We start from the raw sequence: 11,665 nt of genomic DNA, 5'->3' as shown, positions 1-11,665 counted from the left end.
AAGTTATAAGTTATCTAAATATAAAAAGCCCTTTTACATAATAAAAGGGCTTTTTACGTTCAAAAGTAGTGGTTTATTAAGCCAGCAATATTATAGCTGCGTATGCAAACCACATTCACGGCTTTCTTCAACTTTGGTTGGATCAAAGTAATCAAACTCGTTAGGCAAATCATGCTCTTCAAGATACACGTCTAAATCCGCGTCTGTTTTTTCAAATAATGGTGCAACTTTTAACACGCCATCTTTTGATAAGCTTAAAACATCAAGACCTTGGCGGAATTCAGTTTGGTCTTTACGAATGGCGTTAAACCAGACATCAGGTTTTAGTTCATCTAGCGCACGGCGAAATGGCTCAAGTTTTACTTGATCAGTGAATTCATCATGCTGCGGATTATCAATCCCTGGGATACCGTTCATGGTTGCGTCACGATAGGCAGCCGTTTGCTTAGGAATATAAGTGATGACGTTTAAGTTCAAATCTCGAATGACTTTATTAGCAAATTGATAGGTGGCATCGGTGTTATAACCCGAATCTACCCACAATACCGTGATATCAGGACACTGTTTAGCAACCAAATGCAAAATCGCGGACTCATAAGGACGGAAGTTGGTAGTGATAATAGGGTTTTTTGCTTGGCTAAGCGCCCATTCTACAATCTGCTCAGGTGACTTACCTTGCAAGTCTTTATTAGCTTGATCGATATCTAAATTCGGGTGTAATTGGCTCATGATGGATTCCTTAAGGGTGAAAAATATAAAAATGATTGATAATAAGTATGGTGGTGAATATGAATATTAAGCACCAGCAAACATCGGTAAGTCGGCGGCGTTACGACCGTCATAACTACTGGCAAGCGCATTAAATGCTTGGCTGATATCAGAGATAGACTGCAGGTCATGCGCGCTTATCACAAAACTGTCTGCGCCTGCGCGTAGCAGATAGGCGATTTGATCGCGGCCAAACTTGCCAGCCATTCGAATCTCACCTTGATAGCCCATTTGGCGTAAGGTTTGGGCGTAACTAAAACCGCGTCCGTCAGTGAAAGCGGGAACGTGAATTACAATCAAATCCTGCTGTAATAAAAACTCTGGAATACGCGTCAGCACTTCGGTATCGCTATCTGACGTCACCCAGACACCTGTACGGCTAATATGCTCGGCTAACAATTCACGGACTTGTTGTAATAGTCCGCCTGCAATATTGCCTGTAGCATCTAATAAATCAGCAAGCGGTAAAACGACTTCGAGTTTTTCTTGTTTTTGCAGCAGCTCTAACAAAGATATATCGCTCAGGGTAATACCGTCAGGTAGCTCATTAGTGCTAAGCGCAAGCCAAGTGTCAGTCTCACTGATATCGATGCCATCGCTAGTAAACACATGATGATTAGCCATAGACCTTCTCCTTAAAAGGGGCAATACCAATACGATCAACTAAGTCACCAAAGCCTTCGACGTCATTGTCATTACTGACGCGCTGCTCTAAGTAAACGTCGATTATCTTTTGTATCGTCGTTGCTACGGCATCGGTCGGCACAGCTTTGCCTAATATCTTACCGAGTTTGGCGTCGTTGCTAGAGTTACCGCCAAGGCTGATTTGATACCAGTATTCACCTTTTTTATCGACCCCAAGGATACCGATATCGCCGGTATGGTGATGGGCGCAGGCATTCATACAGCCAGACATATTGAGGCGAATCTCACCTAAGTCATAAAGGTAGTCGAGATCATCAAACTGCTTTTCGATTTGCTCGGCGATATTGTGGGTCGTCGCATTGGCCAGCGAACAAAAATCCCAGCCCGGGCAGACGATCATATCGGTTAGGGTGTTGATATTTGGACGGGCCAAATGTAGTGCAGCCAGCTGCTGCCATAACTCGTACAAACGGTTGGTTTGTACATCGGCAAAGACCAGATTTTGCTGATAAGTACCACGTAGCTCGCCAAAGCTATGTTCGTCAGCGAGGTCGGCGAGGGCGTCCATCTGCGTGGCGCTAATATCACCTGAGGGCACATATTTACCATCGACCAAGCCCGCTTTTAATGAAATAACCACCGCGCGATAGCCTGCGATTTTATGCGCCACAGTATTTTGCTGATACCAATTGGCAAAGTCTTTATCAGCCTCTAGTTGCTGCTGCAAGTCCGACTGTACCTGTAGTGCATCAAAGCTTAGGTAATCAGGCTCGGTAAAATAGCTGCTGGCTTTAGCAAAGTTGGCATCGGTCAAAGTCAACGACCCATCTTTGATATTGGCTTCCCATTCGGTATCGACCAATTTGGCAAACGCCGGGCCACCCATGCTATCGACCAATATCTTGATACGCGCTTTGAATTTATTGTCGCGGCGACCATGCAGGTTATAGACACGCAAAATCGCATCTAAATAGCTGAGCAGGTGCTGGCGCGGTAAGAATGTATTAATGGTTTTGCCGATCACGGGCGTACGGCCAAGACCGCCCCCGACAATCACCTCAAAGCCAAGCTCGCCTGCGTCATTTTTCTTTAAATGTAGCCCAATATCATGGACTTGCGTCGCCGCACGATCTGTCGCCGTACCAATCACGGCAATTTTAAATTTACGCGGTAAAAAAGCAAACTCCGGATGAAAGGTTGACCATTGACGAATAATCTCACAATAAGGACGCGGATCGGCGATCTCTTCCTTATGAATACCAGCATAAGGGTCGGTGGTGGTATTACGGATACAGTTGCCCGAGGTTTGGATCGAATGCATTTGCACTGATGCCAATTCTGCCAAAATATCTGGCACTTCTTCAAGTTTTGGCCAGTTCAGCTGCATATTGGTACGCGTGGTAAAGTGGCCGTAACCTTTATCATATTTACGGGTAATCTCAGCCAATTTGCGTAATTGATAGGTTGCCAGCAAGCCATAGGGCACGGCGATACGTAGCATCGGTGCATAGCGCTGGATATACAGCCCGTTTTGTAAACGCAGCGGTAAAAACTGCTCTTCTGGCAGCTCACCTGCCAAAAAACGCTCGGTTTGGTCGCGAAACTGGGCGACTCGTTCCTCTACCAAGGTTTGGTCAGCGTAATTATATTGATACATGACGTAATCTCAATTTTGTTTTTAACTTAAAAAGCCGCGACGAAAATGATTTGCGTGTGATCGCTTGTATTGCCAATCGCAAGGTAAACAATTCAGTTTTACATCATATAAGCTCAACTCTCTAAAGATAAATTCCTTTAAGACATATCCATATCCAAACACAGCATAAATTTTCATAACGAAAGTTAGGTAGCCTATGTTTATTAAATTTAATCCATCATTTCTCCTGAAAAATCTATCTATTTCACTATTAAGGTTTTAAAAATGACATCTACCATCTCCAATCAACAACCATCAAAACTCGTTCCGCCGCACGGTAGCAGCGAGCTAAAACCCTTATTGTTAAAAGGTGAGGCACGCAAGCAGGCGTTAAAATTCGCCAGCACCTTGCCAACTATCACCCTAAGCTCTCGTGAGCGCGGTGATTTGATTATGTTTGGAATTGGTGGCTTCACGCCGTTAAAAGGTTTTATGAATCAATCTGATTGGCAAGGCGTGGTTGATAATATGCGCTTGCAAAGTGGGATCAACGCTGGCTTGTTTTGGCCGATTCCCATTACCTTATCAGCGCCGAAAGCAACCGCCGACCGCTTAAATCAAGGCGATAAAGTGGCGTTGGTCGCGCAAGATGGTGAGATTATGGGTATCTTGACGGTAGAAGAAACTTATAGCATTGATAAAGCCTATGAATGCCAAAAAGTATTTACCACGACAGACCCTGAGCACCCAGGCGTGCAGCAAGTACTCAATCAAGATGAGGTCAATATCGCAGGTAGCGTTGAGGTGTTGAGCGAAGGCGAGTTCCCAACTTTATATCCTGAGATTTATAAAACCCCGAGCGAAACGCGCGAGATTTTGGATACCAAAGGCTGGAAAACCGTTGCCGCCTTCCAAACGCGCAATCCCATGCACCGCTCGCACGAATACCTTGCCAAGATTGCTATCGAGATTTGCGATGGCGTATTGATTCATTCACTACTCGGCGCACTAAAACCCGGTGATATCCCAGCAGAAGTGCGCCAACAAGCGATTAAAACCTTGATTGATAATTACTTTAGAGCTGACACCGTCATTCAAGCCGGTTATCCGCTCGACATGCGTTATGCTGGACCACGTGAGGCATTGCTACATGCGGTATTCCGCCAAAACTACGGCTGTAGCCATCTGATTGTCGGCCGTGATCACGCGGGCGTTGGTGATTATTATGGCGCCTTTGATGCGCAGGCTATTTTTAATTATGTCGGAAAAGACGATTTAATCACGCAGCCGCTAAAAATTGGCTGGACGTTTTGGTGTAATGCTTGTAACGCGATGGCGTCTGATAAAACCTGCCCGCATGAAGCGTCTGAGCATGTCAAAGTATCAGGAACCAAGCTGCGTAAAGCGCTATCAGAAGACGAGGAAATCCCAGATAACTTTAGCCGTCCAGAAGTGCTACAGATTTTGCGCGATTATTATGCGGGAATCGCTATCGATGACCGTGCTGAGGTGAAATTGGTTGGCGCATCTGCGGTATAAGTCTTAAATATTGAACGGTTAAACATTAAACCATAAAAAGGTTAGATTTATTATCTGACCTTTTTATATAACTTTCTTGGTATTTCCTTAGAACTTCTTAACGCTAGAGCCTTTAATTCAGCTCTAGCTTTCCTGCCAGCTTTTTATATTCGCCAACGAGTGAACCACCACCCGAACAAAAATAATTCAGCGCATATTTGTTTTGGCTATCAATGCTCAAGGTATTGTCTTTAAACTGAAAAAAGGCCGTACTGTCATTCACTTTACTTTGAAAAATAATACCGTGCGCTTTGTCTTGTCCCATTAAAGTTGCCTGGCCGTCAAAATGACAGGTCGGTTTTTTTATATCGCTACGGGCGCGTACTTTAATAGCAATCTTTTCTTCGCCCTCTGCTTTTACCGTCACTCCAACCCAATCATCACCTTGCGCACGCTTAGCATAACCTTCTGACGCATAATCGCCAACGATTGCTTGTATGGCTGGCGTGGCGACTGCTACTGGTTGCTGTGCAGTTTGGTTATCGTTATTTGACGACAGATTATGACAACCACTTAAGAATAAGGCGGCAGAGGTCGTCAAAATGACAGTAAAAAAAACGCGCGCTATGAGCATAACGAGGTGAAGTCTTGATCATTGAATTACCTTTAATAAGGAAGTGAGTAAAAAGAGCGGGCTACCTATTATGAGTGAAACGCCTAATATACAAAAAACTAAGGGATAATATCGATTCTATAAAGTCTCGTCTATATAGCAAGCAATACTTTAACTTACTTAAAAGTGTCTGCTTATTACCATATTGCAAAAAAATTCCATAAAAATAAGTATTGTAGAATAACTAATAAAATTACTTATGCCAAGTTAATAACTCGATAAGCGGATTTGTCACTAAGCGTTTGGCTGCCGTGCTGCTAGCATAGCTCTTATTATCGATAGAACCGAATTTAAGATGGGACTGGTTTTTTGTAAAGCCCGTCTTATTTTGAACCCACGGCTTCTAACAACATGAGTATTGAGCCACATATTATCGAGAGTAGATATGCAACCAAATAAAAAGAGCGGTCAAAAAATGTCTCATAAATATAGCTTTGAGAATGCCAGCGCAGTTAATCAACCTAAAAGTATAAACGCACAGCTTACTGGCATGGTTTTTGGCCTTGGCAGTGTGCTTGCTGCGACTGTGTTTCTAACGGGCTGTAATCCTACCGAGGCCAATTTGAATAATGATGCAGCCAATGAGGCAAAAAATATTGATTTATTAAATGTGTCTTATGATGTATCACGCGACTTTTATAAAGACTACAACCCACTGTTTAATGCAAATTATCAGCAAAAACACCCAAATATTCACGTCAATATCAATCAATCGCATGGAGGCTCGAGCAAACAAGCGCTGGCTGTCGCCAATGGTTTGCAGGCAGACGTCGTCACGCTAAATCAAGAAAGCGATATGAATTTGCTGGTTGAAAAAGGTTTATTAGCTACAGATTGGCAGCAAGCTCTGCCAAATAACGCCGTTCCTTATACCAGCACTATGGTGCTATTGGTTCGTAATGGTAATCCTAAAAATATCAAAGATTGGTCAGACTTAGCACGAAATGACATCGCCGTGGTGATGCCAAATCCAAAGACCAGTGGCACCGCGCGTTATGCCTTTTTGGGTGCTTATGGCTACGGATTACATCATTTTAAAGAAAACGTGAAAAGTCCTGCCAAAACCGATGATTTTATCAAAAATCTATTGGCAAACGTGATCACCTATGACAATGGTGCGCGCGCTGCAACCACGACCTTTACCCAGCGCGGGCTTGGTGATGTGTTAATCACCACAGAGAATGAAGCGCATTTGGCGGCCAAACAGTTTGCCAAAGGACAAGTCGATATTGTTTATCCGAGCTACTCGATTGTGATTGCCAATCCAGTGGCCGTCGTAAAAGCAGTGACCGATAAAAAAGGCACAACCGAGGCGGCAAATGACTATCTAACAGGCTTATGGTCGACACCCGCGCAAGAGCTGATAGCTCAGATGTATATGCGTCCCAGCGATGCAGAGGTACTTGCCGCGCACAAAGATACCTTGCCTAAGATTGAAACTTTTGAGCCAGTCGCAGTATTTGGTTCTTGGAAGCAAATTATGCAGACGTTCTTTGTCGATGGTGGGCATTTTGATCAGTTAGCAAAGGTGAAGTAGAGGACGGCTTTACGTCTTTGTAAACGAAATTCTCAATGATTCAAGTACTAATTTGCTAGGTGTTAGAGCGGTTATGGATAAAACTTTGAAAAGTATTTATTGCTTAGCTTGTTTAAGTTATTGATAATTTTCTATTTCAACTTCCCTTATTCCCTTTTGGCAATAACATACGCATATTCATCATTAAACATAATAAGATAGCGCTGTTAGCATACTTGCATTCACCAATAATCCCTTTTGAGGCTGCCATGACATCATATACCACAGGTTATAAATATAAAAACAAAACGCTTAGCGCGCTAAGTATCGCCGGTGTGGCGCTTACGTTGGGTATCGCAGGCTGTAGCAACAATGAGCAGGCGGAAACCACTGCCAGCGCTGATGGCACGCCAGCCACTACTGAGGGGCAAGATATTGAACTGTTAAACGTCTCTTACGATGTGGCACGCGACTTTTATAAAGACTACAACCCATTATTCGTTGAGCACTATAAAAGCGAGCACCCAGACAGCAATATCTTAATCAAGCAATCCCATGGCGGCTCAAGTAAGCAGGCATTGTCAGTCGCTAACGGTTTGCAAGCCGATGTGGCAACCATGAACCAAGGCTCAGACATTGAGCTGCTTGAGAAAAAAGGCTTGGTTGAGTCAGATTGGGAAAGTAAATTCCCAGACAACGCTGTGCCATTTACCAGTACCATCGTCTTCTTAGTACGTAAAGACAATCCAAAAGGCATCAACGATTGGCAAGATTTGACCAAAGATGGCGTTGAGATTGTGATGGCCAACCCAAAAGTCACGGGTAACGGTCGTTATGCGTTCTTGGGCGCGTATGGTTACGGTTTACATGCGTTTAATAAAGATGAAACTAAGGCCAAAAACTATGTCAAAGACATGCTTAAAAACGTCAAAGTTTATGAGAATGGCGGCCGGGCGGCAACGACGACGTTTGTTCAGCGCGGCATTGGTGATGTCTTGGTCACCTTTGAAAACGAAGCCAACTTAGCAGCGAAAGATTTTGGCGCAGGTCAAGTCGATATCGTTTATCCGAAATATTCTATTAAATCTGAAAGCCCCGTCGCTGTTGTCAAAACAGTGACCGATAAAAAGGGTACGACTGATGCAGCAAAAGCATATCTCGATTACTTATGGAGCGAGCCTGCTCAGCAATTGGCAGCCAACTTATATCTGCGCCCAAGCGTAAAAAGCGTTCTTGATAAAAACAGCGATAAATTGCCACCTATCGATACTTTCCGTCCAAATGATGCGTTTGGCACCTGGGATGACATCATGGGAACTTATTTCAGCGATGGCGGTGTATTCGATCAATTGGCCGTTAATGCTCCAAAGTAAGCCGCTAGTACACTGACTGATTGAACCTCTTATGAATTTTATAGGAATTTGCTATTAAATGGCGTTCAGCCAGTCAGTTTTACAGTAACGTCCAAGTATATAAAGGACATGGCTACCTACGCTGTGTCCTTTATCGCTTAAGCAGAGCAATAATAAACTTGTTAAAAACTGGTGTTTACGATCAGTAATTAAGTACCAACCGTTAGGCAATAGGACATCACTATGAGTGCAACCACTTCTTCTGCCAGTAAACCCGCCAATAAAAAAGGCTGGCTAACCCGCTTGCGTCAGCGCAACGTGCTTCCAGGGTTTGGGCTAAGCATGGGTATCACGGTCTTTAGCTTGTCATTGCTGGTAGTGCTTCCGTTTGCCATGATGGCCTATACCACCACACAAATGGGCTGGACGGGCTTTTGGGAGACCATTTCCCAGCCGCAAGTCATCGCTGCTATTAAATTAAGCTTATGGATGTCTTTTTTGGCGATGCTGACGAATATGGTGTTTGGCACTCTGGTCGCTTGGGTGCTGGTACGCTACGAGTTTTGGGGTAAGTCACTGATTAATGCGTTGGTTGATTTGCCATTTGCACTACCGACTGCCGTTACGGGTATCTCCCTTGCTACTCTTTACGCACCCAATGGCTTAATTGGGCAGTGGTTTGCCAAGTTTGATATTCAAGTCGCCTTTACGCCACTGGGTATTTGGCTGGCATTAGTAGTGGTAAGCTTTCCGTTTATCGTTCGCGCGGTTCAGCCAGTGTTAGCTGAATTGTCCGTTGAATTTGAAGAAGCGGCCGCTGTATTGGGCGCCAATCGCTTCACCACGTTCCGTAAGGTGATTCTGCCCGAGCTATTACCAGCTTTACTGATGGGCGCTGGCATGATGTTTGCTCGTGCAACAGGCGAGTATGGTTCGGTGATTTTTATTGCTGGTAATATTCCCATGCAGTCTGAGATCTTGCCGCTGATTATCATCAGTAAGCTTGAGCAGTTCGATGTACAAGGTGCCTCGGCCGTTGCACTATTTATGCTACTGATTTCCTTTGTAATTTTATTAACCATTAATATCGTACAGTGGAAGCTGTCGCGCCGCGTAGGAGCCCGCTAATGCAAATCTCTAATAGCTACGACTACCAAAGTAATGCGGCAACCAAAGACACACCCTGGGTACGCCGTACTTTTATCACCATCGCGGTATTATTCATGGTGAGTATGCTGGTTGTGCCGCTGCTGGCAGTATTTTATGAGGCGTTTAAAAACGGCTGGCAGTTGTATATTGCCTCATTAGTCGACCCTGAAGCTTTACAGGCAATTAAGTTAACTCTAGTTACTGCTGCTATCGTGTTGCCAATTAATATGGTTATGGGCATTGCGATTGCGTGGCTAGTAACCCGTTATCAGTTTAAAGGTAAGCAGTTGGTGACCACCTTGCTTGATTTGCCGTTTTCGGTATCACCCGTGGTTGCAGGATTGATGTTTGTATTGCTATTCGGGCTAAATTCTAGCATCGGCGGCTGGCTTGAAAGTATGGGTTTTCAGGTCATTTATGCCGTACCGGGGATTATTTTAGCGACGTTATTTGTGACCTTTCCATTTGTCGCTCGTGAGCTGATACCATTGATGCAGACCCAAGGCGATTCTGAGGAACAAGCGGCATTGACGCTTGGCGCTAGCGGTTGGCAAACCTTTTGGCATGTGACACTGCCAAATATCAAATGGGCGCTGCTTTATGGTTTGATTTTGACCAATGCGCGGGCAATGGGCGAGTTTGGCGCGGTGAGCGTGGTATCTGGCCATATTCGCGGTGAGACCAACACCATGCCGCTACTGGTTGAGATTGCTTATAACGATTATAACTTTACTGCCGCCTTTGCTTTATCAAGCTTACTGGCTGCCTTGGCACTGGTAACGCTGCTGATCCAACAAGTGATGACCAAGCTGCAAGAACGTAAATTTGCCAAATCTGAACGTCTAGTCAGTGCGCCTGAGCTACCAGTGAGTGCTAATGTTGGTGATGCTAGCAATGCGCCAACTACTAAAGATGCTAAGAGATCGCAGGATACAGATGCAACTTTAGCGGAAAGCACAGGCAATTTATAAGCGCTATTTTACTAATTAGTCAGCATGAAAAGCATACGCTAAGCCAAAAATATAATAAGAGAACCCATTATGAGTATCGAGATTCGCAACGTTAATAAAAAATTCGGTAACTTTACCGCCTTAGATGATATCAATATCACCGTACCAACGGGCAAGTTGACGACGTTGCTTGGTCCGTCAGGCTGCGGTAAAACCACCTTGCTGCGTATCATTGCGGGTTTAGAGTACGCGGACTCTGGACAGATATTATTTGATGAGCTCGATGTCACCAATACACCGGTGCAAAAGCGCCATATCGGCTTTATGTTTCAGCACTATGCGTTATTTCGCCACAAAAACATTGCCGATAATGTCGGCTTTGGCTTAACCTTGCTACCGAAGAATGAGCGCCCGAGTAAAGCGGATATCAATAAGCGTGTTACTGAATTGCTAGACCTAGTACAGCTGCCGCAAGTTGCCAATGCCTATCCGCATCAGCTGTCAGGTGGTCAGCGTCAGCGTATTGCGCTGGCACGTGCTTTAGCAGTGAAGCCAAAATTATTATTACTCGATGAGCCGTTTGGCGCGCTAGATGCCAAGGTACGTAAAGAGCTGCGCACTTGGCTAAAAAATATCCACCACGAGCTTGGCATTACGAGCATCATGGTTACCCACGACCAAGAAGAGGCGCGGGCGGTATCGGATGAGATTGTGGTCATGAATCATGGTCGTGTCGAGCAGGTAGGGACGTCGGAGGAGCTGATTCATCAACCAGCAAATGCCTTTGTGAGTGATTTTTTAGACTTAGTCTAATTTAGGTTTAAAGGCGTATTTTAAGACAACGCTTAAAAACAAAAAAAGACCTATCAATAATAGGTCTTTTTTTGCGCTTAATTATTTGTTGTTAGCCTTTCTTAGCTTACTTGTTTGAGCATTAAGCAGGCTTTGGCATGTTGACATCTCTGGTCGATATTTGCTTATAGGTGATTTCCAAAATATCTTGGCACCATTCTGGCAAATCATCAGACACTTCATACCACATCCACGTCCCATCACGAACACAGCTTAAAATACCCAGCTTTTTCAAATGATTCAAGTGACGCGAGATAGTCGGCTGCGGTTGGTCCAGTATTTCTACTAACTCACCAACGCAACGTGACTCTTTATTGAATAAGATTTGGAAAATCTTTAAGCGTGTGGGGTCAGACAATACCTTAAACAACTCAAGCGGTTGTATCGTAGAATTATTATTAGACATAGAACAATTCCAATATAGATTTAGTTAATAGGGGGTCAATATAACAGCAGTTTTCCATAAAATCGATTAAAAAATGAGCAAATATGCAGTTCGTCGCCATTTTACTACCTTTGGTACTTTAAGGTTACATGAACAACTATATTTAGTTACATGAATTAAATAAGCGTAATATAGGCGATTCACTTTAGAAGCGATACAGT

11 protein-coding genes are annotated in these 11,665 nt (G+C 44.1%); 6 read left to right on the top strand and 5 right to left on the bottom strand.

Annotated features, from left to right (window positions below; translation table 11 throughout):
- Positions 1–90 precede the first annotated feature (90 nt).
- The 3 genes from B4K26_RS01815 to B4K26_RS01805 form a co-directional block, all read right to left on the bottom strand.
- On the bottom strand, positions 91–729 hold the full coding sequence (locus tag B4K26_RS01815; RefSeq protein ID WP_296243177.1) for a phosphoadenosine phosphosulfate reductase family protein: 639 nt from the start codon (positions 727–729) through the stop codon (positions 91–93).
- Positions 730–795: 66 nt separating this feature from the next.
- Positions 796–1,392, bottom strand: coding sequence for a DUF934 domain-containing protein (locus tag B4K26_RS01810; protein WP_296243176.1), 597 nt, complete (start codon positions 1,390–1,392; stop codon positions 796–798).
- Positions 1,385–3,070, bottom strand: coding sequence for a nitrite/sulfite reductase (locus B4K26_RS01805; RefSeq protein ID WP_296243175.1), 1,686 nt, complete (start codon positions 3,068–3,070; stop codon positions 1,385–1,387). Before B4K26_RS01805 ends, B4K26_RS01810 begins: the two co-directional genes overlap by 8 nt.
- A 264-nt stretch (positions 3,071–3,334) precedes the next feature.
- Between B4K26_RS01805 and sat the strand changes: the two genes are divergently transcribed.
- On the top strand, positions 3,335–4,588 hold the full coding sequence (gene sat, locus B4K26_RS01800; protein WP_296243174.1) for a sulfate adenylyltransferase: 1,254 nt from the start codon (positions 3,335–3,337) through the stop codon (positions 4,586–4,588).
- Positions 4,589–4,700: 112 nt separating this feature from the next.
- Here the strand turns inward: sat and B4K26_RS01795 are convergent, their stop codons facing one another.
- Entirely contained in the window at positions 4,701–5,168 is a 468-nt protein-coding gene (locus B4K26_RS01795) for a hypothetical protein (protein WP_296243173.1), read from the bottom strand.
- Between the two features lie 562 nt (positions 5,169–5,730).
- Between B4K26_RS01795 and B4K26_RS01790 the strand changes: the two genes are divergently transcribed.
- The 5 genes from B4K26_RS01790 to B4K26_RS01770 all read left to right on the top strand — a co-directional run bounded on the left by B4K26_RS01790 (position 5,731) and on the right by B4K26_RS01770 (position 11,020).
- Positions 5,731–6,777: a sulfate ABC transporter substrate-binding protein gene (locus B4K26_RS01790; RefSeq protein ID WP_296243184.1), complete on the top strand. Its 1,047-nt coding sequence runs from the start codon at positions 5,731–5,733 to the stop codon at positions 6,775–6,777.
- Positions 6,778–7,025: 248 nt separating this feature from the next.
- The gene (locus B4K26_RS01785) at positions 7,026–8,129 is read left to right on the top strand and encodes a sulfate ABC transporter substrate-binding protein (RefSeq protein ID WP_296243172.1); all 1,104 of its coding nucleotides are present in this window, start codon (positions 7,026–7,028) and stop codon (positions 8,127–8,129) included.
- A 222-nt stretch (positions 8,130–8,351) separates the two neighbouring features.
- On the top strand, positions 8,352–9,236 hold the full coding sequence (gene cysT / locus B4K26_RS01780; RefSeq protein WP_296243171.1) for a sulfate ABC transporter permease subunit CysT: 885 nt from the start codon (positions 8,352–8,354) through the stop codon (positions 9,234–9,236).
- Positions 9,236–10,228, top strand: coding sequence for a sulfate ABC transporter permease subunit CysW (cysW, locus tag B4K26_RS01775; protein ID WP_296243170.1), 993 nt, complete (start codon positions 9,236–9,238; stop codon positions 10,226–10,228). Before cysT ends, cysW begins: the two co-directional genes overlap by 1 nt.
- 69 nt (positions 10,229–10,297) lie before the next feature.
- Entirely contained in the window at positions 10,298–11,020 is a 723-nt protein-coding gene (locus B4K26_RS01770; RefSeq protein ID WP_313630935.1) for a sulfate/molybdate ABC transporter ATP-binding protein, read from the top strand.
- 121 nt (positions 11,021–11,141) lie between these two features.
- On the opposite strand, the gene B4K26_RS01765 is transcribed toward B4K26_RS01770, so the two are convergent.
- Entirely contained in the window at positions 11,142–11,465 is a 324-nt protein-coding gene (locus B4K26_RS01765) for an ArsR/SmtB family transcription factor (protein ID WP_296193983.1), read from the bottom strand.
- Positions 11,466–11,665: the final 200 nt, after the last annotated feature.

The sequence above is a fragment of the Psychrobacter sp. UBA6766 genome (genome assembly GCF_002453355.1).
Lineage (GTDB): Bacteria > Pseudomonadota > Gammaproteobacteria > Pseudomonadales > Moraxellaceae > Psychrobacter.
This window is presented reverse-complemented; position numbering and strand designations above follow the sequence as displayed.